20 protein-coding genes and 1 other RNA gene are annotated in these 23,650 nt (G+C 31.2%); 10 read left to right on the forward strand and 11 right to left on the reverse strand.

The window, feature by feature from the left end; translation table 11 throughout:
• The 3 genes from MW871_RS15170 to MW871_RS15180 all read right to left on the reverse strand — a co-directional run.
• On the reverse strand, window positions 1-408 hold a 408-nt coding region (locus MW871_RS15170; protein WP_248429288.1), incomplete at its 3' end, for a hypothetical protein.
• Window positions 405-1,085: a response regulator transcription factor gene (locus MW871_RS15175; RefSeq protein ID WP_210645906.1), complete on the reverse strand. Its 681-nt coding sequence runs from the start codon at window positions 1,083-1,085 to the stop codon at window positions 405-407. The genes MW871_RS15170 and MW871_RS15175, both read right to left, overlap by 4 nt.
• Window positions 1,086-1,210: 125 nt before the next feature.
• A complete protein-coding gene (locus MW871_RS15180) occupies window positions 1,211-1,687 on the reverse strand; it encodes a hypothetical protein (protein WP_248429028.1) in 477 nt (158 codons plus the stop codon).
• A 342-nt stretch (window positions 1,688-2,029) separates the two neighbouring features.
• On the opposite strand from MW871_RS15180, the gene MW871_RS15185 reads away from it, so the two are divergent.
• Together MW871_RS15185 and MW871_RS15190 are read left to right on the forward strand one after the other, a co-directional pair.
• The gene (locus MW871_RS15185) at window positions 2,030-2,590 is read left to right on the forward strand and encodes a DUF6642 family protein (RefSeq protein ID WP_248429027.1); all 561 of its coding nucleotides are present in this window, start codon (window positions 2,030-2,032) and stop codon (window positions 2,588-2,590) included.
• Window positions 2,591-2,796: 206 nt separating this feature from the next.
• Window positions 2,797-3,447 carry a sugar-binding protein gene (locus MW871_RS15190; RefSeq protein WP_248429026.1) on the forward strand — a complete coding sequence of 217 codons (651 nt, stop codon included), beginning with the start codon at window positions 2,797-2,799 and terminating at the stop codon, window positions 3,445-3,447.
• 128 nt (window positions 3,448-3,575) lie between these two features.
• Here MW871_RS15190 and MW871_RS15195 read toward each other — a convergent pair whose 3' ends face one another.
• Both MW871_RS15195 and MW871_RS15200 read right to left on the reverse strand, forming a co-directional pair.
• Entirely contained in the window at window positions 3,576-4,265 is a 690-nt protein-coding gene (locus tag MW871_RS15195) for an SIMPL domain-containing protein (protein ID WP_210645903.1), read from the reverse strand.
• A gap of 51 nt (window positions 4,266-4,316) precedes the next feature.
• Window positions 4,317-4,955 (reverse strand): rhomboid family intramembrane serine protease, encoded by a 639-nt coding sequence (locus MW871_RS15200; RefSeq protein ID WP_248429025.1) that lies wholly within the window; start codon window positions 4,953-4,955, stop codon window positions 4,317-4,319.
• Window positions 4,956-5,070: 115 nt separating this feature from the next.
• On the opposite strand from MW871_RS15200, the gene MW871_RS15205 reads away from it, so the two are divergent.
• On the forward strand, window positions 5,071-5,940 hold the full coding sequence (locus tag MW871_RS15205; protein ID WP_210645901.1) for a lysophospholipid acyltransferase family protein: 870 nt from the start codon (window positions 5,071-5,073) through the stop codon (window positions 5,938-5,940).
• Window positions 5,941-6,019: 79 nt separating this feature from the next.
• Here the strand turns inward: MW871_RS15205 and MW871_RS15210 are convergent, their stop codons facing one another.
• Complete coding sequence (locus MW871_RS15210; RefSeq protein ID WP_248429024.1) at window positions 6,020-7,507, reverse strand: aminotransferase class V-fold PLP-dependent enzyme; 1,488 nt, start codon at window positions 7,505-7,507, stop codon at window positions 6,020-6,022.
• A 251-nt stretch (window positions 7,508-7,758) separates the two neighbouring features.
• Window positions 7,759-9,147, reverse strand: coding sequence for a phosphoglucosamine mutase (gene glmM, locus MW871_RS15215; protein ID WP_248429023.1), 1,389 nt, complete (start codon window positions 9,145-9,147; stop codon window positions 7,759-7,761).
• A 116-nt stretch (window positions 9,148-9,263) separates the two neighbouring features.
• On the opposite strand from glmM, the gene MW871_RS15220 reads away from it, so the two are divergent.
• From MW871_RS15220 to MW871_RS15230, 3 genes are all read left to right on the forward strand, one after another.
• A complete protein-coding gene (locus MW871_RS15220) occupies window positions 9,264-9,848 on the forward strand; it encodes an acyl carrier protein phosphodiesterase (protein WP_248429022.1) in 585 nt (194 codons plus the stop codon).
• Window positions 9,845-11,530, forward strand: a complete 1,686-nt coding sequence (gene ggt / locus MW871_RS15225) for a gamma-glutamyltransferase (protein ID WP_248429021.1) — start codon at window positions 9,845-9,847, stop codon at window positions 11,528-11,530. The genes MW871_RS15220 and ggt overlap by 4 nt, the downstream gene beginning before the upstream one ends.
• Window positions 11,531-11,678: 148 nt before the next feature.
• Window positions 11,679-13,463 carry a chloride channel protein gene (locus MW871_RS15230; RefSeq protein WP_188050852.1) on the forward strand — a complete coding sequence of 595 codons (1,785 nt, stop codon included), beginning with the start codon at window positions 11,679-11,681 and terminating at the stop codon, window positions 13,461-13,463.
• Between the two features lie 146 nt (window positions 13,464-13,609).
• Here MW871_RS15230 and rnpB read toward each other — a convergent pair.
• Window positions 13,610-13,922, reverse strand: an RNA gene (rnpB, locus tag MW871_RS15235) — RNase P RNA component class A.
• Between the two features lie 121 nt (window positions 13,923-14,043).
• Here rnpB and MW871_RS15240 point away from each other — a divergent pair.
• The 3 genes from MW871_RS15240 to MW871_RS15250 all read left to right on the forward strand — a co-directional run bounded on the left by MW871_RS15240 (window position 14,044) and on the right by MW871_RS15250 (window position 16,309).
• The gene (locus tag MW871_RS15240) at window positions 14,044-14,343 is read left to right on the forward strand and encodes a hypothetical protein (RefSeq protein ID WP_248429020.1); all 300 of its coding nucleotides are present in this window, start codon (window positions 14,044-14,046) and stop codon (window positions 14,341-14,343) included.
• Between the two features lie 230 nt (window positions 14,344-14,573).
• Window positions 14,574-15,659, forward strand: a complete 1,086-nt coding sequence (gene dnaX / locus MW871_RS15245) for a DNA polymerase III subunit gamma/tau (protein ID WP_248429019.1) — start codon at window positions 14,574-14,576, stop codon at window positions 15,657-15,659.
• A gap of 92 nt (window positions 15,660-15,751) precedes the next feature.
• Entirely contained in the window at window positions 15,752-16,309 is a 558-nt protein-coding gene (locus MW871_RS15250; RefSeq protein ID WP_248429018.1) for a DNA polymerase III subunit gamma/tau, read from the forward strand.
• 7 nt (window positions 16,310-16,316) lie between these two features.
• Here the strand turns inward: MW871_RS15250 and MW871_RS15255 are convergent, their stop codons facing one another.
• Genes MW871_RS15255 through MW871_RS15265 form a run of 3 tightly spaced genes read right to left on the reverse strand, consistent with a single transcriptional unit; the run spans window position 16,317 to window position 19,836 of the window.
• Window positions 16,317-17,207 carry a Ppx/GppA phosphatase family protein gene (locus MW871_RS15255; RefSeq protein WP_188050855.1) on the reverse strand — a complete coding sequence of 297 codons (891 nt, stop codon included), beginning with the start codon at window positions 17,205-17,207 and terminating at the stop codon, window positions 16,317-16,319.
• Window positions 17,208-17,266: 59 nt separating this feature from the next.
• Entirely contained in the window at window positions 17,267-19,354 is a 2,088-nt protein-coding gene (gene ppk1 / locus MW871_RS15260; protein ID WP_223151098.1) for a polyphosphate kinase 1, read from the reverse strand.
• Complete coding sequence (locus MW871_RS15265; RefSeq protein ID WP_188050856.1) at window positions 19,351-19,836, reverse strand: SixA phosphatase family protein; 486 nt, start codon at window positions 19,834-19,836, stop codon at window positions 19,351-19,353. Before MW871_RS15265 ends, ppk1 begins: the two co-directional genes overlap by 4 nt.
• A gap of 1,271 nt (window positions 19,837-21,107) precedes the next feature.
• Here MW871_RS15265 and MW871_RS15270 point away from each other — a divergent pair.
• On the forward strand, window positions 21,108-23,650 hold a 2,543-nt coding region (locus MW871_RS15270; protein WP_248429292.1), incomplete at its 3' end, for a vWA domain-containing protein.

Raw genomic sequence — 23,650 nt, forward strand, 5'->3', positions numbered from 1 at the left:
GACAACAAATACAACCTCCATTAACTCATCAAGTTCAATATTACTTTTCCAAACTTTGATATGATAATTTTTTCCGTTAATGATTTTATTAACTTCAATCATTTTGTTCGAAATGTATTCTTTATCAATATCAGAATACATCAAAGTATCTTTAACGGTTTGCGGGATGATTTTATTTTTGTCAATTTCTTGAACATAAACTTCATTATTAGCTTCAAAAACAGTTAAAACCGAACTATTTCCTTTAGCTAAATGGTTTTCAATTACTTTAACTCTAGTCAACAATAAAGACTGATTACTTTCACCAATTTCATTTAAAAGAAAAAAATAAATGAACAAAGAAGAAAATAAAATTACCGGAATCGTATACAAGATATAATACCGACTGGTTTTGGTGAGTAGCTTCATAATTCTGTTTTAAAACTGTAACCAATCCCGTATATTGATTGAATATAATCTGTACAATTGGCCGTCAATAATTTCTTTCTTAAATTTTTTACATGATTGTAAATAAAATCAAAATTGTCAAACTGATCGGCATTATCGCCCCATAAATGCTCTACAATAGCACTTTTTTGAATTACTCTATTTTTATTAGCGATGAAATAAACTAATATATCAAACTCTTTTGATGTCAAGTTCAGTGGTTTTTCGTTGATTAACACTTTTCTTTCCTCAGGGTATAATTTAATTTCATTGACAATTATTGCAGCCTCACCATCAAAATTATTACGTCTAATCAATGCTTTTATCCTCGCATTTAATTCTGGTAAATAAAAGGGTTTTGGCAAGTAATCGTCTGCTCCTAAATTAAGACCATCAATTTTATCATCAAAGGAATTTTTAGCAGAAATGATGATAATTCCTGTTTTTGATCTTTTATTTTTTATCGCTTTTATTAAGTCTAATCCGTTTCCGTTCGGCAAAGTGATATCTAGTAAAACGCAATCATATTCATACACTTGTATTTTTTCAAAAGCAGAATTAAAATCATTTGCCACCTCTACTCTATTTTTCTCTAATCCTAAGTAATGGCTAATGCTTTTCTGCATTTCTATTTCATCTTCAACAAGCAAGATTTTCATTAATGATATGATATTTGTTTAAACAAAAGTAATTTTTAAATCAAAAATAAATTGTTATTTATATTTTAAATCGAATCGTTTTTAAAATAAAAAAAGGGAAATTACTCTCCCTTTCTATTATAAATTTATTTAGTCACACAATCTACTGGATTGAGTTTGTATTTTACGCGATCAAAATCTATTGGTTCGCCGGAAACAAAATGACCAGCACCTAATGTAACTTCTATTTTTCCGTTTCCTAAAATAAGTTGATTGTCACGCTTTAAGAAAGCCATAGGGTTTTTAAAAGTAGTCTCTTTATTATTCCCTTGAATGTAAGTGTAACTAACAAAAAGTGTATCACCACGAAATTCTCCAGCAACTTCACCAACATACTTAGGTGTATTTGCCATAACCATATCCATGTTTCCCGTTATGTGTCCATCTTTAAAAGTATTCATTTTCAATGCTATTGTATCTTTTTCGTAAAGTGCTGTATAACACTCAACCTTTACAGGCGCTTCTTCTGGAGCTGCTACAGGAATTTTTTCACTTTGATTATTTTTACAACTTCCAAAAATAACACAAGAGAACAATAAACAAAACACACCAAGATTTTTCATAATAGTCTTTATTAATTAATAATAGTATTAAGGTTTATGCTAATTTACAAAAGAAAAAGTATGTTTTGTACTTGTTTTTAAAACTAAAGTTTAAAATTTTAAAATTCAGACCTTTATTGCATATAAGATTACAAAATTTTCAATCAATATTTTTTTAAATTAGATTTAAAGAATTACTGTTTGACTATAAATAGGATAACTGAAATTTCTTTTTACTAATTTGTTAAAAAGTGTTCGCTTCTATTAAAATGCGAATATTTTCCCAAAACTGAACTTCTTAAAAGTTTTTATAAACCTAAAAACATATTTTTGTAAGTACTGTAAAATCTGTAAAAAAAGAAAATGGACCAAGATAAATTTATTTTTTGCCTCGAAGCTGTTGCTGATGTAGAAGTTCAAAATAGCACAGAAATAGTGAAACATTTAGAAGAACTTGCTTTAAATCATGGTGTATCTAGCATTTATAAAAATTGTGATACGATAGAAGGACTTGAGGAGAGTTTGGGTGCGTTACTTTATGACGATCACAATTTTAAAGATTATGAAATCATATATTTAGTAATGCAAGGTCAAGAAAATTCTATCTGCATACATGATTATTTTTATAGTTTAGAAGAGATTGCGGAACTTTTTGAGGGAAAAATGAAAGGAAAAATTGTTCATTTTGCCAATGAAAAAATTCTAGATTTAAGTTCAGAAGAAGCACAATACTTTCTAGACGTAACTGGAGCCAGAGCAATTTCAGGCTACGGAGCTACTTTTAATAATATTAGTAGCATTCATTTAGACAAAGTGTTTTTTAGTTTATGTCAAGAAGAATTTGATTTAGTAACAATCGTAGAAGAATTGCATCAGAAATTTTATGAGGCCTGTAAAGCTCTTGATTTTAGATTATACTATTAGAGTAATTTTTCAAATATAAAATCATTTTTATTAATTTTTATAAAACAGCTTTTCTATTGCTTTGCCTATTATTATAAGATTTATAAAATACTTGTAAATCATTTTGAGTTTGTTATAAAATGAAGTCTATAATGACTAAATTTGGTAATCCTGCGAAGGTTTTTAAATAATATTAATAAAAGCATATAACAACTCAAAAAATAAATATGGCTAAAGAATTAAAGAATTACGAAGTACATTTAGTCGAGGAAAATTTACTTGAAATTACAGGTAAAGGTGATAATACGTTATGGAAAAACGCCCAAGTCTTAACTGATTTTTGTTCTCCTTGGGATTCTGAAAAACCATCAAAAATTGAATTTAAAGCAGTTTGGGATCGTGAGAATTTATTTTTTTGTTTTACAGTATCGGACACTATGATACACATTGATAGAAAAGATGATAGCATTCATAGCATAGGAAGTTCGGATCGTGTAGAACTTTTTTTTAGATCTAATCATGCAATGAATCCATACTATTGTTTGGAAATTGATACTGCTTCAAGAATAATGGATTTTGTAGCCTATCCTAATAAAAAATTCGACTTTGATTGGAACTGGCCACAAAATAATATGGCGGTAAAATCCTCTATTGATGATAGCAGTTTTACTATCGAAGGAGTCATTAGCATCCTCTCACTTAAAATGCTTCATTTAATTAATGATAATAAAATTGAAACTGGATTGTTTAGAGCTAAATATAACGAAAAAGAAAAATCAATTTTTGAACCCGTTTGGATTTCTTGGGTAAATCCAGAAACTGAAACCCCAAATTTTCATACCCCATCCTCATTTGGAGTACTCCATTTAATAGAATAAAGCAGTACTTGGATTTTAAATAATAAAAAAGAGAAATTGGATAATAGTTTATATATCTATTACCCAATTTCTCTTTTTTGCTGTATATAAACATTTAATAATTTAAATGTAATTTTAGTGATTGATTGCTATTCTAAAATAAAACTAACAGTAACATTAGCGGTAATATTTATTTCTCCTACTGCAAGTGTTTCTCTTGGAGCACTCATATCGCTACTTTCCATCATTTTCATTGCTGCATATCTGGGTTGCGGGTAATTCGTCTGAGAATTATCAGATATGGTCATCGCACGTCCTATTTTTTGTCCTAAAACCGAAACATAATCTTGTGCTTTCATTTTCGCTTCTTTCATCGCTAATTTTCTAGCCTCAGATTCATATTGAGCCATTTTAGAAGATTGAAATGTTACAGTATCAATTCTGTTAATACCATTATCAACTAAACCTCCCATTAACTCATCATACTTACTCAAGTCTCTTAATAAGATCTCAATAGTTTGCGTAGCATTATAACTGTGTTTCTTTTTTTCATAATCATATTGAGGATTTAATGAAACGCGTTGTGTTTTATAATCTGCAGGAGCCAAATTCATTTTTTTAATATATTTCAAAACAGCGTCAATTTTTTCGTCATTCTGTTTCTTTACATCTTTGGCGTTGTTGCCTTTTGTTTCAACAGTAACAGCAATCGTTGCTTCATCTGGAACTACCTTAATTTTACCTTCTCCGCTTACATTGATTTGTGGAATCTGTTTTACTTCTTGACCATATGACATCGTTACGAATAATATAGACAATATAAATAGTGCTTTTTTCATTTTTTTATAATTTTAGTGTTTGTACTAATTCCTTTTCAAAAGTTATGCCAATTATAGTTTTCCTGCCTTTTGCATTACAAAAAGAATTACAATAGGAATCGCTAATAAAACCACCATCAAAGTATGATCGACAAGTAAAGAAGGTTGTTTTATCAATGTGATTAAATAGCCTCCTACTGCACCGCCAAAATGGGCTGTATGACCAATATTATCATTTTTTGCTCTCATACCATAAATAGAATAGAGTAAATAAAGTATTCCAAAAAGATACGCTGGCATAGGAATAATAAAAAATATTCCGAGCATCATATCTGGTTGCAATAATATTGCAGAATATAAAACTCCCGTTACAGCTCCCGACGCTCCTACAGCTCTGTAACCATAATCCTCTTTATGAAATGCCATGGTGAGTAAGCTTCCAAATATCAAACTTCCAAAATAAATTAAAACAAATGAAAAACTACCCATTAAATTAATGACCACTGGAGCAAAAAAGAACAGTGTCATCATGTTAAAAATCAGATGCGTTATATCAACATGCAGAAAACCAGAGGATAACATTCTTATTTGTTCTCCTGCTCTAATACTTCCTACATGAAACTCATATTTTCTAAAAAAAGAAAGGTCGTTAAAACCTTTATAACTAATCAAAACATTTACAATAATAATTGCTATCAAAAGGGTATTCATAAAGTATGTTTATTGTGTGTTGTAAATATAGTCATTCTCAAATACGCACAGAGTAACTACTCAAAATTAATATCAGTCTAGATTTTTGACTTATATTTGCATAAAAAATAACGGCATGCAACTTCTTATTTTCCTCTTAGCCTTCCCGCTTTTATGGATTATCTCCATACTCCCTTTTAGAATATTTTATTGGTTCTCTGATTTTATTTACTTACTCGTTTATTACGTGATCGGTTACAGAAAGAAAACAGTTAAAGAAAATTTGGCTTTAGCTTTACCCCATTTAAGCGATAAGGAGCGACTTATTATTGAAAAAAAATCATATCATCACTTGTGCGATTTATTTTTAGAGATGATTAAAACCATGTCGATTTCTTCAGAAGAAATGAACAAAAGATTTCATATTACAAATATTGAATTGGTTAAAGAATATGAAGATAAAGGAAAAAGCACTGTCTTATTAGCCTCTCACTACGCTAGCTGGGAGTGGTTGTTATCTATAAATGCAAAAACAAAATTTAAAGGAATAGGTGTTTATAAAAAAATTGCTAATAAATATTTTGATAAACTCATTCGCAATATACGCTCTAAATACGATGCTGAATTAGTAGAAACTAAAAAGACAATCCCATTAATGGCCGAGAATGAAAAAAATGGTGTTCTAGCTATGTATGGTCTTGCTAGCGATCAATCTCCAAAAATGAACAGAGCTTTTCATTGGGATAAATTTATGGGAATAGAAGTTCCCGTTCATACTGGAGCTGAAATGCTATCTAAAAAATATGATTTAAATGTACTTTTTGTTAAAGTAAAAAAGGTAAAAAGAGGTTTCTATGAAGCTACCTTCATCCCAATTACTGACAACCCGAGATCTATTCCTGATTTTAAAATTACAGATATTTTTTTAAGAGAAGTTGAAAAACAAATTCTAGAGGCTCCAGAATATTATTTCTGGACGCACAAACGATGGAAACACAGAAGATAAACTTATTAGTAAAATAAAAAAAACACTAAATCTAAAAAAATAGACTTAGTGTTTTTTTTTATTTTTAACAATCAAATTATTAAAGAGAGTACCAATTTTTAACCAATTCATCTTCTAGAGGCTTCGCTTTTTTATTGATAAACTCATTGGTATTAGAGTTATAATCGTAATCCAATGCCCATGTTTTATGATTTTCTGCTAAGGATTTAATACCTTGACAAACATATTCTATTTCCTCAGTAGTTGTCGTAGGGTGAATAGACATTCTAATCCAACCTGGTTTTCTAATCAAATCACCTAATGTAATTTCATCAATCAATTTACTAGAAGTTTCTTGATCTACATGTAGTAAAAAATGACCATAAGTTCCAGCACAACTGCATCCTCCACGTGTTTGAATTCCAAATTTATCATTTAATAATTTTACCCCTAAATTAAAATGCAAATCCTCTACAAAGAAAGATATTACACCTAATCTATCCTGATGCTGTCCTGCAAGTATTTTTATATTAGATATATTTCCTAACTCAGAGAAAATATAATCAACAATTTCGTGTTCTCTTTTTAAGATATTATCAATACCCATTTGATCTTTCAACTGAATGGCTAATGCGGTTTTAATCACTTGAAGAAAACCTGGAGTTCCACCATCTTCTCTATCCTCGATATTATCTATATATTTATGTTCTCCCCAAGGATTAGTCCAACTTACCGTTCCGCCTCCGGGATTATCCGGTACTAAATTTTGATATAACTTTTTATTAAAAATTAAAACACCACTTGTACCAGGACCTCCTAAAAATTTGTGTGGCGAAAAGAAAATTGCATCTAAATAACTTTCTGGATCTTTTGGATGCATATCGATACTTACATAAGGACCAGAACAAGCAAAATCTACAAAACAAAGTCCGTTATGTTGATGCATCATTTTGGCAACATCATGATAGGGAGTTCTAATTCCGGTAACATTTGAACAAGAAGTAATAGAGGCAATTTTAAAAGGGCGTTCTTTATATTTATCTAATAATATTTCTAAATTTTCAATACTAAACAAACCATCCTCAGAAGAAGGAATTACTTCAACATCTGCTATTGTCTCTAACCAGGAAGTTTGATTAGAATGATGTTCCATGTGTGAAATAAAAACAATTGGTTTTTTTTCGGCAGGAATGGTAATAAAGTTTTTTAAATTTTCAGGTACTTTTAAACCTAAAATTCGCTGAAATTTATTGACAACTCCAGTCATTCCTGTGCCATCAGTAATCAAAACATCATCGCTATTGGCATTTACATGATTCTTAATGATATGACGTGCTGTATGATACGCTTTTGTCATTGCAGTACCCGAAATAGTAGTTTCTGTATGTGTGTTAGCAACGAAAGGACCAAATTCATTCATTAATTTTTCTTCAATTGGGCGATACAAGCGACCACTTGCTGTCCAATCTGTATAAACAATTTTTTTTGAACCGTATGGAGATTCAAAATCCTGATCTATTCCAATTATGTTTTTGCGAAATTGTTGAAAATATTGTTCTAAAGCTGTAGTTGCTGTTTTGGTAATCATTATATATTTAATTAGACCTCAAAGGTATTGATTTTTCTCAAATAGTCATTTTCAACTTTTGTTAATAGTAAAGAATCTTTGTTTTCTTTGGATTATGGAGACCAAAATCACAAGATAAATACTCCTTTTATGATTTAAATATAAGATTAAACTACAGTTCTTAAAAGCAAAACTATTTATAAGGAATTTAGAAATAAAAAAACCTTCCAAAAAATATTTTGAAAGGTTTTATTTGTCGAGATTAAAGTGAGTTAAATACCCGCAATCGCTTTTATTTCATCAATAATACGAAAAGCTAAACCATCAGCTTTTTCTTGAGTAGATGCTTCAGTATAGATTCGGATAATAGGTTCTGTATTTGATTTTCTCAAGTGAACCCAATTTTCTTCGAAATCAATTTTCACACCGTCAATAGTGGTAATATCTTCATTTTTATACTTTTCTGTCATTGCAACAAGAATAGCATCAACATCAATTTGTGGTGTTAATTCAATCTTATTTTTGCTCATGTAATATTCAGGATAAGAAGCACGGAGAGCAGAAACACTCATTTTTTTGTTGGCTAAATGGGTTAAAAATAATGCAACTCCCACCAAGCTATCCCTTCCGTAATGCAATTCAGGATATATAATTCCGCCGTTTCCTTCACCACCAATTACAGCATTATTGGTTTTCATTAATTTTACAACATTCACTTCACCAACAGCACTCGCCTCGTAACTTCCTTTGTGCTTATTAGTAACATCGCGCAAAGCACGTGAAGAGGACATATTAGATACTGTATTCCCCGGTGTTTTACTTAACACATAATCTGCACAAGCAACTAAAGTATATTCTTCTCCAAACATTTCTCCGTCTTCACAAATAAATGCCAAACGATCCACATCTGGATCTACTACAATTCCTAAATGAGCGCCTTCTTTAACGACAAGTTCAGAAATATCAGTTAAATGTTCTTTTAAAGGTTCTGGATTATGAGGAAAATGTCCGTTAGGTTCGCAATAAAGTTCTATTACTTCTACACCCATTAACTCTAGTAATCTAGGAATTATAATTCCGCCCGAAGAATTTACACCATCAACAACCACTTTAAATTTGGCTGCTTTTACAGCATCAACATCAACTAGTGCTAGGTTCAACACCTCATCAATATGTATGTCCATATAAGCATCATTAATCATTATTTCTCCTAAATGATCCACTTCTGAAAAATGAAACGCTTCTGCTTCTGCAATTTCTAGAATTTTTAATCCTTGATCGCCATCCAAAAATTCGCCTTTTTCGTTTAGTAATTTTAAAGCATTCCATTGTTTAGGATTATGAGAAGCGGTAAGAATAATTCCACCATCTGCATTTTCAATGGGTACAGCTACCTCAACGGTTGGCGTAGTAGAAAGGCCTAAATCAATTACATCAATTCCTAAACCAATTAGCGTATTTACTACTAGATTATGAATCATTGGCCCAGAAATACGAGCATCACGACCTACTACAACTGTTAATTTTTCTTTTCCACTATATTGTTTAAGCCAGGTTCCGTAGGCAGATGCAAATTTAACAGCATCAACAGGAGTTAGATTATCTCCTACTGTTCCTCCTATTGTTCCACGAATCCCTGATATTGATTTTATTAATGTCATTTAATACGGTTTAATTTGTTCTAAAAAAATTTAAATATTTACAAATATAAGAATTGAAGAAGTATAAAAGTCACTTAGAATTTAAAAAATAGGATAAAAAACCCTAATTTAGGCGAATGAATTTTTTAGCCCATATATATCTTTCTGGTGATAACGATTTACTGAAAATTGGCAACTTTATGGCCGATGGAATACGCGGAAAACAATTTGAGACTTATCCTTTAGAAATTCAGAAAGGGATTATCCTTCACCGTGCTATTGATACTTTTACAGATGCACATCCAATTTTTAGGCAAAGTACCAAACGACTTCACGAAAATTACCATCATTATGCAGGGGTAGTTGTTGATGTATTATACGATCATTTTTTAGCCAAAAATTGGAAGAATTACTCTAATGAAAAATTAGATGATTTTGTAGCTCATTTTTATAAATCTTTAGAAGAAAACAAAAACCTACTATCAGAAAGAGTGTTGCGAATAATGCCCACTTTATTCCAAGAAAATTGGCTTGTTAGTTATCAAACAGTTGAAGGAATAAATCATATTTTGACCCAAATGGATCGGCGCACTAAAAATCAATCTAACATGCGATTTGGAACACAAGATCTTACTGAATTTTATTCCGAATTTGAAGATGAATTCACTCGTTTTTTTAAAGAATTAATATTATTTTCGAACGAAAAATTAAAAACCTTATGAATAAGTTTATACTCTTAATTGCCTTAGCTTTTTTAAGCTGTAAATCCAATGAGAAAACAGTAACACCAACAGGCTTGGTAAGTAACAAAGCTATGGTAGTTTCAGCACGTGAAGAAGCTTCAGAAATCGGGGTAGCTATCATGAAAAAAGGAGGTAATGCATTTGATGCAATGGTTGCTACTGAACTAGCATTGGCTGTAGCGCATCCTCAGGCTGGAAATATTGGTGGTGGCGGTTTTATGGTTTTTAGAAAAGCTAATGGTGAAACAGGAAGTATTGATTATAGAGAGAAAGCGCCAATGGCTGCCTCAAAAGATATGTTTTTGGATAAAAACGGCAATGTAATCGAAGGAAAAAGTACCCAAACAGCTCTAGCCTCTGGAATTCCTGGAACTATCGCAGGAATATTTGAAGTACATAAAAAATATGGCTCTTTACCTATGAGTGAAATATTAAAACCTGTAATTGCGCTAGCAGAAAGAGGGGTAATTATCACTAAACATCAAGCAGAAAGTTTAAATAATAATAGAGAAACTTTTATCAAAAGAAACGGAAGAAATAGTTTATTCTCTAAAGTTTACAAAGAAAATGACACCATAAAATACACAGCATTAGCAGCAACATTGCAACGCATTGCTAAAAATGGTCGTGATGAATTTTATAGTGGCGAAACGGCACAAAAACTTGTAGCATTTTTAGCGAAAAAAGGAGGAAATGCGACTCTAGAAGATTTTCAAAAATACCAGGCCAAATGGCGTACTCCAATTACCTTTCAATATAAAAAATTAAAAATCACCTCTATGTCTCCTCCTAGTAGTGGTGGAATTTGCCTGAATCAAATCATGAAAATGATAGAGCCTTATAACCTATCGCAAATGGGACATAATAGTTTAAAAACAATACAAGTTATTACAGAAGCTGAACGAAGAGCTTATGCAGATAGAAATTTTTATTTGGGTGATCCTGATTTTGTAAAACTGCCTATTAAAGAATTATTAAGCCCTTCCTATTTAGAAAAAAGAATGAAAGATTTTTCATTTGACGCAGCTTCTAAATCATCAGATATCGCAGCAGGTGAAATTAAAGGATACGAGAGTAACCAAACCACACATTACTCTATAGTTGATGCTGCAGGGAACGCTATTTCTGCTACCACAACATTAAATGATAATTATGGTTCTAAATTGTATTGTGATGAATTAGGTTTTTTCTTGAACAATCAAATGGATGATTTTAGTGCTAAACCTGGAGTTCCTAATTTGTATGGATTAACAGGAAGCGAGGCTAATAGTATTGCTCCTGAGAAAAGAATGTTAAGTTCGATGACACCCACTATTGTAGAAAAAGATGGTAAATTATATATGGTCGTTGGAACTCCTGGAGGTTCTACTATTATCACTTCTGTTTTACAAACCATCTTGAATGTATATGAATTTGGATTAAGTATGCAGGAAGCAGTCAATGCTCCTCGTTTTCATCACCAATGGTTGCCTGATGAAATCACTTTTGAACCTAACTCGTTCTCTAAAGAAGTTTTAGAAAATTTAAAGAAAAAGTCTTATATCATTAATGAAAAAGACAAAGAAATAATAGGTCAAGTTGATGCTGTTTTAGTTTTACCAAACGGAAAATTAGAAGGTGGTGCAGACCGAAGAGGAGATAACAAAGCGGTTGGTTTTTAGACCGTTTTGTTTAAATACAAAATTACTGAACTCAACAATTGAAATGCATTAGAACTATTTTTAAAACTAGGATTTATAAACATGTATTAAAAAAATATAAGAACAATTTAAAATAATACTAATTTTGCAGTCCCATTAAAAAATCATAATGTTCAAAAAATATATTTCTAAATTACAAATTATAATTGCCATTGCGCAATCCATATTAACGCCTAAGCAATTTATATTTCTATCAGCTGTATTAGTCGGTATTTCATCTGCTTTGGCCGTAATCGTATTAAAAACTTTTGCACATTGGGTTTTTTCATTTGCTACCTATGTGAGTAGCATTTCAAAACTGGGATTTATCAATAGTATTTTACCTATTATTGGAATAATGTTAACGGTGTTTGTAGTAAAAAGAGTTTTGGGTGGAACGATACAAAAGGGAACTTCACAAATTTTGTATGCAGTTGCTAAAAAAGCCAGCATAATTCCAAAAAAACAAATGTATGCTCAAATTATAACCAGCTCCTTAACTGTTGGCTTAGGAGGATCTGCAGGTTTAGAAAGTCCAATTGTTATTACGGGTGCAGCATTTGGTTCCAACTATGCTCAAAAATATAAATTATCGTATAAAGATAGAACCTTGTTAATAGGATGCGGAGTTGCTGCTGGTATTGCCGCAGCATTTAACGCTCCAATTGCAGGAGTTTTGTTTGCTATAGAAGTATTGCTAGTAGATGTAAGTATTGCAGCATTTACACCCATTATGATTGCAGCAGCTACTGGAGCGCTAGTGTCTGTAGTCGCTTTAGATGAGACCATATTACTCTCCTTTAAAAAACAAGAAGACTTTGATTATCATAATATAATTTTTTATATACTCTTAGGAATTTGTACCGGATTAATGTCCGTTTATTATTCTCGTAATTTTCAGAGAGTAGAACATTTTTTTTCCAGCATGAAACTTTCACCTTACAAAAAGGCTTTATTTGGATCTTCTATTTTAGCGATTCTTATCTTTATGTTTCCCACACTTTTTGGAGAAGGTTACGAAAGCATCAAAACATTAGCAGACAGTGATTCTGGAAAATTTTTAGAAAACACCATATTTAGTAGTTTTCAAAACAACAGTTGGGCACTTCTACTATTTGTAGGATTTACAATGATGCTAAAGGTTTTCGCCAGCGGTATCACTATAGGAAGTGGTGGAAATGGTGGAAATTTTGCACCTTCATTATTTCTAGGATCTTATCTTGGATTTTTCTTTTCTAAATTTATAAATCTAATAGGATTAGCAAAATTACCCATTAGTAACTTTACACTTGTTGGAATGGCGGGTATTTTGAGTGGTTTATTTCATGCTCCGCTAACTGCCATATTCTTAATTGCCGAAATTACAGGAGGATATAGTTTAATGATTCCTTTAATGATTGTTTCCTCAATAAGTTTTGCAATATCGCGTCGTTTTGAAAAACACTCGATTGATGTAAAAACATTGGCTCAAAAAGGACATGCGTTTACTAGTAATAAAGATTCTAATGTACTTTCTACACTCGAAACTAATTCAATCATACAGACCGATTTTCTTACCGTTACTGCAGACGAAAATTTAGAAAAATTAGTCGATTTAATCTCGCATTCTACGCAAGTTATATTTGCTGTTGTAAACACTGAAAATGATTTGGTTGGAATTGTACATTTTAATACGATAAGAGAAATAATATTTAACACTTATAGAGTCAAATACACAAAAATAAAAGACATAATGCTACCTCTTAGCGAAATTGTTACTCCTGATGAAAGTATGGAAACAGTGATGAATAAATTTGAAAAATCTAAAGTCGCATTTTTGCCCGTTCTTAAAAATGATAAATATTACGGTTTTATATCAAAGTCTGTTGCATTAGAAGCCTATAGAACAAAACTAAAATCAATGACAATAGAATAATTTTGTTTTTTGTAGTTTAAAAAAAATTTTGTCAATTGCAAAAAATCCACCAATTACAAAAACAGATCTTTATTGAATCAAAATAATTTAGCTAAAGTTTAAATTTAATTTGCAATTCTATAGCTAGACACAAATACATTTAAATAAAAAAAAACAGACCTATAAGCCGGATTCTGTCTCCAATAAATTGGAGCCTTATCATTTATCTAGATCACATATTACTATGTGACTCAAGCTATCTACCCTTCAACAACGGACGAGAAGCCCTTAAATGCTGATATACTTGATATTTCACCGCATAGAGTTTACCTGGTTTCACTACAGCATTACCTGTACATACTTTCTGTTGCACTTGTCCTAATTCGCCGTGGCGAACCGACGGGTGTTACCCGCTATGCTTCCCTTTGGTGTCCGGACTTTCCTCCACGTATATAACGTGGCGATAAGGCGGTCTGTGTCGCAAATTTACACTATTTTTCTCTTCTCATAACATTTTAAACCAATCTACTTTAACATGAATTTTGCAACCACTTAGCCATAAATCAGTTATCTTTATAATGAACGTTTAAATAATATCACTATGTCTAATATGTATCACTACACCACCGTTTCTCAAGCATTAGAAGAACTCTCCGAAATGGGATTTAATTTTGATTTTAACATCGACGATAGCGAAATAACCACAAATCCAGATCACTGCGAAATTCAGCACATATACCGTTATGAAGGAGATAGCAATCCAGATGATGAAGCTACTGTTTATGGCATTAAGTCTAAATCGGGTAAAAAAGGAGTTTTTGTAACTGGTTTTTCTGCCAATTCTGAAAATAATGCTGCACGTATTTTAATTGACATAACTATCAAAGGTAGAGCCGAATAAAAATCTGCAAACAAAATTTCATCTGCTCTTTTTATGGAGCTATTTCCAGCTATACGTTACAATCTTAATTACTATCCCAAAACTCCAGGGCTAGCAATTAAGGATTTTCACTTTTATCTGGGCTATAATTTAGCTACTACAAAGACGCTTTAGCTAATATAAAATCTTTCAATATTTAAATTTTTCCATCTTTAAATTAAAGCTTATATTTGCTTTCGAATAAAAATCCTATGGAACAATTTGTAGTATCGGCACGTAAATATCGTCCTCAAACATTTAAAGATGTTGTTGGACAAAAAGCAATTACCAATACTTTACTAAATGCCATAGAAAGCAATCATCTTGCTTCTGCATTACTATTCACAGGACCTCGCGGCGTTGGTAAAACAACTTGTGCACGAATTTTAGCCCGAAAAATAAATCAACCGGGTTACGATGATCCAAACGAAGATTTTGCTTTCAATGTATTTGAACTAGATGCCGCTTCTAACAACTCTGTTGATGACATCCGAAGCTTAATAGATCAAGTTCGCATTCCACCACAAACGGGGCAATATAAGGTGTACATCATTGATGAGGTTCATATGTTATCTTCAGCAGCTTTTAATGCTTTCTTGAAAACATTAGAAGAGCCGCCAAAACACGCTATTTTTATTTTAGCAACTACTGAAAAACACAAAATTATTCCAACGATTTTATCTCGTTGTCAAATATTTGATTTTAAAAGAATTACGGTAAAAGATGCCAAAGAACATTTAGCAGAAGTAGCAACAAGTCAAGGTGTTATTTTTGAAGATGATGCGTTGCACATAATTGCTCAAAAAGCTGATGGCGCAATGAGAGATGCTTTATCTATTTTTGATCGAGTAGTTTCTTTTTGTGGTAAAAATTTAACACGCCAAGCAGTAACAGAAAACTTGAATGTGTTGGATTATGAAACCTACATCAATATTACCGAATTGATTTTGGAAAATAAAATTCCAGAATTATTGATGGCTTTCAATGAAATATTGGCAAAAGGTTTTGATGCTCATCATTTTGTTTCCGGATTAGCTTCTCATTTTAGAGATTTATTAGTTTCTAAAACACCTTCTACGCTATCGTTATTAGAGGTAGGAGAACAAGCCCAACAAATGTATGGAGTTCAAGCACAAAAATGCAATCCAACATTTTTATTAAAAGGAATTGAAATTGCCAATGATTGCGATTTAAAATATAAGTTGAGTCAAAACCAGCGACTTCTTGTAGAATTATGTTTAATGCAGCTTGCCTCTATCACCTTTGATGGAGAAAAAAAAAAGTTGAGCAATTTATAATTCCACCTACCTATTATAGAAAAAATGATTATTCTATAGTTGATACCAATACCGTACCCGAAAAACAAAAAGCAGTAAATGAATCTGCTTTATTGAAAACAGAAATTGATACAGTAGCGCCTGCTTTAAAATCAAATCCTATTTCAAAACCAATCCTAGAAGATAGTAATTCAGAATCTTCTGCACCAAAAGTTTCTGCCTTTTCACTAGCTAGTATTCGTGCGAAAAAAGCATTGGAAGAAAGCAGTAAAGGAATTGTAAAAGAAGCAACCCATTTGCCTACCGAACCTTTTACCGAAACAGAAATGTTGTTGCAATGGAATAAATACGCCCAGCGTTTAGGAGACAAAGGATACAAAATTATGGAATCTTTATTATTAATTAACGATCCCAAACTTAATGGAACCGCAATAACATTAGAGTTACCAAATGAAGGTTCTAAATTAGATTTTGAAAAGGAATTAAACGGTCTTTTAGGGCATTTAAAAGGGCATTTACACAATCATGACATTACTATAGAAATAACTGTAAATGAAGCTGTGGAAAACAAAAGAAGTTTTAACGATCAAGACCGTTACAACAGACTACATGAAATAAATCCAAATATTGAACTCTTACGAACAACATTTGGATTAGATATAGATGCTTAGAAAAAAATTATATTTTGTTGAAATACATCGCTTTTACAATTCCGTCAGAAAGCCCAATTTTAGGCACATAAATATTTCTTGCACCACTCCATTTCATCGCATTTAGGTATATTCTTGTGGCTGGAATAATTACATCGGCACGATCAGGATTCAATCCCAATTCAGAAATCCTTTGTTCGTAAGAAAGTGAATTTAAAAACGCATATTGAGAATTCACATAAATATAGGACAGCGGTTTGGCTTGTAATTTGCCCGACATTTTGAACAACTTATTGATATTTCCTCCAGAACCGATTAATGTAACTTCTTCATAGTCTTGTGTATTAGCTTTAATCCACTTTTCAATTTCTTCCCAAACCACATCGCAAACCATGTCATTTAATAAGCGAACAGTTCCTGCTTTAAAAGATCTTGAGTTTATAATTTTACCATTTGAAAATACGGTAAACTCAGTACTACCACCACCAACATCTACAAAAAGATAGGTTTGATCCGTCTTTAATAAGTGATGTAAATCTGTTGATGCAATAATAGCGGCTTCTTTCTTACCATCAATAATTTCTATTTTTATATCTGCTTTTTTCTTAATGATGGCTACAACTTCTTTTCCATTATAAGCTTCACGCATCGCTGAGGTTGCAAAAGCCATATATCGTTCTACTTTATGAACTTTCATCAAAAGATTAAAAGCTTTCATAGCATCGCACATTCTCTCGATATTCTCTTCTGAAATTTCTCCTACGGTAAAAGCTTCCTGCCCCAATCTAATAGGAACACGAACTAAGGAGCTCTTGTTAAATTGAGGCTCTTTACCTTCTTGCTCCACAATATTTACGATTAGTAAACGCATGGCATTAGAACCAATATCTATGGCAGCATATTTCTTTATTTTAATCATGTTCTTTCAATTGGTTTATTTCTTAGTACCATAACACATCATCACAATTTAGCAGATAGTTATAGAATTTGTTCTTTTTGCGTAGCAGCATTAAGTTTATTGGCATAATATCTATAAGTCTCAAATTGAGCTCTAAAAATAGGATTATGATTTCGAGCTTTGTATTTATTATCTAACTTATGAGAATGCATACGTACTTTTACATTTCCTTTCCAACCAATATCAAAATTGTCTATAAGTTCATTTTTTATACCTTGATCATAAATAGGACAAGTTACTTCGACACGTCCATCTATGTTTCGTGTCATAAAATCAGCAGATGAAATATAAACTTCTGTTTGTCCCGCGTTACCAAAAATATAAACTCTCGAATGTTCTAAATAATGATCTACAATACTTATCGCTTCAATATTTTCACTCATACCGGGAATCCCTGGAATTAAAGAGCAAATTCCCCTAATTTGCAAACGAATTTTAACTCCAGCTTTACTAGCTTCATATAACTTATCAATCATTTCATAATCAGACAAGCTATTCATTTTTAATTTAATTTGAGTTTTTCTTCCCGCCAAGGCATGTGTAATTTCTCTATCAATTAATTTTATAAATCGCGTTCTGGTGTAATGTGGTGAGACAATTAGATGCTTGTAACGGTGCACTCTATAATTGACATCAAAAAAATCAAATATCTTTACAATATCTTTAAGAATTTGTTGGTGACTGGTAAAAAGAGTAACATCAGTATAAATTTTAGCAGTAGATTCATTAAAATTTCCTGTCGATACAAATCCATATCTTTTTACTTTATCGTTTTCAGTTCTCTCTATTACACATATTTTACTGTGCACTTTTAGTCCTTTTATACCAAAAATCAATTCAATTCCTTCCAACTGCATTTGTTCAGCATAAGAAATATTTGATGCTTCATCAAAACTGGCTTGCAATTCTATTTGAACTGTTACTTTTTTTCCGTTTTTGGCAGCATTTATAAGAGAACTAATAATCTGAGAATTTTTGGCCAATCGATACAATGTGATTTTAATTGAAATCACTTTAGGATCTAAAGCTGCTTCTCGCAAAAACTTAGTTAAATAAGAAAAAGATTGATAAGGTGCATTTAGCAAATAATCTTTTTCACTAATTTTTTCTAATATGCTACCCTCTAGACTTAATCCTGGAATAGGTAATGGAACATTTGTCTCATATAGCAAATCATATCGACCTAGGTTAGGAAAACTCATGTAATCTCTTCTATTGTGATATCTTCCGCCAGGTATAATACTATCTGTAGAAACGATTTTCATCTTTTCTAGAAAAAATTGTAATGTATCTTCTTCGATTAATTGATCATAAATAAAACGTACCGGCTCCCCTATTCGTCTGTCTTTTACACTTAGTGATATTTTTTCGATCATACTTTTACTTAAATCACTGTCGATATCCAATTGAGCATCTCTAGTAATTTTTATCATGTGCGCCGAAACACTTTGATAATCAAAAATATTGAATATATTTTCTAGATTGTGTCTAATAACATCGTCTAAAAGTATGATATATTGTTTTTCATTATTAGAAGGTAAAACAACAAAACGATTAATTGCTTTAGGAATTTCGATAACTGCATAACGCACTTCTGCATCTTGATTCATTACCAATTTTACAGCTAAATAGCCAGAAGTATCCTTTAAAACAGGAAATTCTGCTAAATCATTTAAAATAATCGTTACTAATTCAGGGCTTACTTTTTGAATAAAAAAATCTTTAAGAAAAATTTCTTGTTCAATAGTAATGTCAGCTTCTGTTATAATAAATATATTTTTTGTTTCTAGTTCGCTTTCGATAATGTTTAAAATTCGTAAACTTTCTGATTGCTGCTGAATAACAATTTCGGTAATATCTTTTACTAATTGTTGAGCCGAGATTCCTCTTAAATACTTTTCTCCTGAAATTCCAGAAAGGCTTAAACGTCTAATTGCTGCAAAACGAACTCTAAAAAACTCATCTAAATTATTAGAAAAAATTCCTAAGAAACGTAATCTTTCTAATAATGGAACCGTTGTATCACCAGCTTCTTGAAGTACTCTGGCATTAAATGCTAACCAACTTTTTTCTCTATCAATGTATTTATATTCTAACACTTTATTCATCTTAGATTTTTGGGAAATATTATTTTTTTTGTTTTACCTTTTTTTATTTTTTTCCAATTATCTGTTTCAAATTTCAAATATACAAAACCCGATGTAGGAACATTTTCTATAAATTCATCCCCAAATTTATTAACAAAATCTGTAATTGCCCCGTTATGACCAAAAAGAATAACATTTTCGCAACTATTTGTACATGATTTTATAAGTTCCTCGAGTTTATTATCGTCAAAAGTATAAAGGTCGTCTTTGTAAATGATACTTTCTACAGGATAGGCTATATTTTGAGCAAAAATCATTGCTGTATTAGTAGCTCTTTTTGCTGAGCTACTCCAAATAATATATGTTTTAGGAATGAAATCCTTAATATAATTTGAAACTAAGTGAGCGTCTTTTATACCTTGAGAAGTCAAACCTCGATCTTTATCATGCATCGGAACTTCCCAACTTGATTTTGCATGTCTAACTAATATTAAGTTTTTCATATAGATAAAATTTTATTTCCAATTAATAGAAAATTAAAATATTCAGATACAATTTACAAAACATAAATACAAACTGATTTTCTTTTAACTTTTAATTTTTATAAATGCATATTTTAAAGATAACAAGAAATCAGACATAGTCGACTATAAAATATAATATTCAAGAACATTGTGTTAAAAACATATAAATAAATCTTAATTTACAAACTAAAAAGCCCTGTTTTTTTTCTAAATTATAAAAAAACTTAAAAAAAAGAACCTTTTAACGAGTATTTAAGTTGTTTGTAGATTTTAAAATCAACAACTCATCTATTTTAATAAATTTATAATTAATTAGCTACTAAACAGATGATTAGACTCTAATTAAATATTATTGTTGTATAAATAATTTGACTTGTTTTCCACCAACAATTCAATAACAACACGAACTATTACTTTTTTTATTGTCATTAAGATGCAATCAAAATTGAATTTTTACAAATGACTTTTTAATATGTTTTTGCATAAAAATCATTAGTTACTATTTCTTAAAAAAACAATTTATTTAGAAAAAAAGTAAAAACCTTAAATTATAAAATTATGAATATATCTTTTACTCAATTAAAAAATAATATTCCTACTTACTTCATGTTATTTATTTTCTTTGAAAAATGGTTTTCAAGCTATTTTCCTATAGAGAACATGGAATTAATTAGAAGCTCTAGGTATTTAAAACCACAAAAAGACTCCAATAAAAACAAACGAAAGTTTCAGTATTTAGTTTTCAAACCTCAGCATTTAATGTCTCTTACAAATAGAACATTAAAAGTTTTTAATCATGATCTTTCTCAAATATTCTTTACTATCCAATCACTGAGAAATAAGATTATGATTAGGAAAATAAGAAATAGGCATAATTTAAATAATTCCTTTATTAAAAACTATCCTAACACAACCTAGCCAATAAGATTAAATTGATTTGGAAGTATTTAAAAAAAATATTTTTCTAAACCTAATGAAGGAAATTAGTTAAATGATTTACACTTTAGATAATTCAATTCTGATTTCAGTCTTTTAAATAAAGGACCTCGTTCAAAATTACAGTTTTGTTTCTCAACTTATTGACAGTTTTATTACTTCTCAAGTAGTAAAACCGATTCCTAATACACTGTATTTAAGAAATCTTAAAAATTTCTTTTGTATTGGTTTCAGATGCTTGTACACTTTTGTGAAAGAAAATAGGGTACAAACAATCCTAAAAAATTACCTATTAAAAGTTTAAAATTAACTCTATGAAAACTAAAATTACTGTTTTTGTACTGACATTTTTTTTATTTGTTAGTACTTTATATGCTCAACAAGATCCAGACAAACTTGGTGGACCAGTACTAATTGGTCAAGTAGCCCCTTTTACTTTACCTGCAGCTATTGGTAGTAAAAAACTCAAATCAGACACATTCGCCTTGAGATCACTCGCATCAACTAATTCTCTAGAATGGCCAAATCCAGGTGCCGTTCATATTGAAAAAACTGCTGAAGCGGTAGAAAGCGGAAAATGGAAAATTAATCTTATGGTTGAAGGAAAAAACATTCCTAAATCTACCGATGTAATTTTAGTTATTGATGATTCTGGGAGTATGAACGGTACCAAAATAAATAGTGCTAAAGAGGCGGCAAAAACATTTGTTAACCAATTACTAAATGGTTCTACCGATATAAGAATAGCAATTGTAACATTAAATCCTGCTTCTGGAGGTACAACAGGAAACCCACAAATCGATCAAGTATTTACCAATAATACATCTTCATTAAACACAGCCATTGACGCAATTGTTGCCAATGGTGGTACAAATATTCAAGGAGGTTTTTATGCGGCCAGACTTTTAGTAGAATCAAGCACTGCTGATAAAAAAGTGGTGATATTATTGTCAGATGGTGACCCTACTTATAGTTATAATTCTAATATAGCACCACCTGCTTTTACTGTAGGATGTGGCAGTATATCTAATTTCAATATTTCAAGAAGTGATTATGAAAATAATTATTTAAAAGTTGCATCAAGTATTTATACCAATGTTGTTGGTGATGGAAACAATTTTAATTTCACCTTATTTACTACAACTTGTGGCAATAAAACCTTCAATGCGGGAAATCATGGTATACCAACGATATATGAAGCTAAAAAGATTATTAGCGATGGTGCAGATATTTATACCATTGGTTTTGAAGTCCCAGCAAACGGAGCTGCAGAAAGTACCTTAATGGGTTCTCAAAACAAAGGCTATTTTCCAGCAAATTCTAGTAATATATCTAATATTTATTCTCAAATAAGATCAAATATTTCGTACGCTGCGACTAATGCTGTTTTAACAGACCCAATGAGTACGTTTATACTTTTATCTGCCAATGTTACACCAACCTATACTGTTTTGCCCATCACTACTGGAAATGTTGTAGTATCAAAAGGAAGTGTAAATTTTAGTAATAACGGTTTTGTTTTAAATGATCCTGACAATCCCGCAAGTGGAAATAGTAACATCGTAAAATGGAAAATAACATGGAATATAGGTACTGTTTCTGAATTGGGAGACAATATGTATTATTTTGTTACAATGGCACCGAATACCGATCCAACTATTCTTTATGATGCAAATGAAAAAACATTTATGGATTATACAGATGTAAACGGTAATACGAATACACATCAAGAAACACCAACCAATTTTACAGTACCTAAAGTCAGCGGTGGAAAAGGATCTATAGAAATTATTTACTATACCGTAAACGATGCAGGAGAGCCTATAAATAGTGTTGGAACTGTTGTTACTAAAGAAAATGCCGTTAAGTTAATACCGGGAAATAGCAAATATTTCGAAATTAATGGAAGCACAGCTTTAGAGGTTAATCAAAATTATACTGTAGTACCAGATATAAATTATCTTTCTAACAGTATCTTATATAATTTGTATTGTAATTTAGGTAGTATAATAGTTACTCCAATTCCAAGTGATCCTAATAAAAAAGTATGGTTTGGTTATGTAGTTAACTCCACTCCTAAAGTTACCAATGTTGAATACTGCATAAATAGTCCTGCAGTACCATTGACAGCTAGTTTTTCAGCTGGCCATACTTCACCAACTTATACTATATATTATTTTGATTCTCTTACTGGAACTCCAAAAACAAGTATAACACCCTTAACTACTACTTTAGGACAATATACTTATTATGTAGCCGAAGGAAAAACAACTTCCTGTATAGGATCAAAAGTACCAATAGTAGTTTCTGTAAATGCATTACCTATTGCCGCTATTGCATCGGATAACGGACTGGCTTTGAGTTGCACGACTCCAAATACGACTTTAACAGCTAGCGGTGGAACCAGCTATTTATGGTCGAACGGAGCAACAACTCCTGCTATTACGGTTTCAACTGCGGGAACATTCTCGGTAACGGTAAAAAATGCTAATGTTTGTTCATCGACTGCTTCGGTAAATACTACGCTTGATAATACTCTTCCTATTGCCGCTATTGCATCAGATAACGGATTGGCTTTGAGTTGTACCACTCCAAATACGACTTTAACAGCAAGTGGTGGAACCAGCTATTTATGGTCAAACGGAGCAACAACTGCTTCCATTATTGTTACAACTGCGGGAACATTTTCGGTAACGGTAAAAAATGCTAATGTTTGTTCATCGACTGCTTCGGTAAATACTACGCTTGATAATACTCTTCCTATTGCCACTATTGCATCGGATAACGGATTGGCTTTGAGTTGTAACACTCCAAATACGACTTTAACAGCAAGCGGTGGAACCAGCTATTTATGGTC

The organism is Flavobacterium pygoscelis, assembly GCF_023162025.1.
GTDB classification, from domain to species: Bacteria; Bacteroidota; Bacteroidia; order Flavobacteriales; family Flavobacteriaceae; genus Flavobacterium; species Flavobacterium pygoscelis.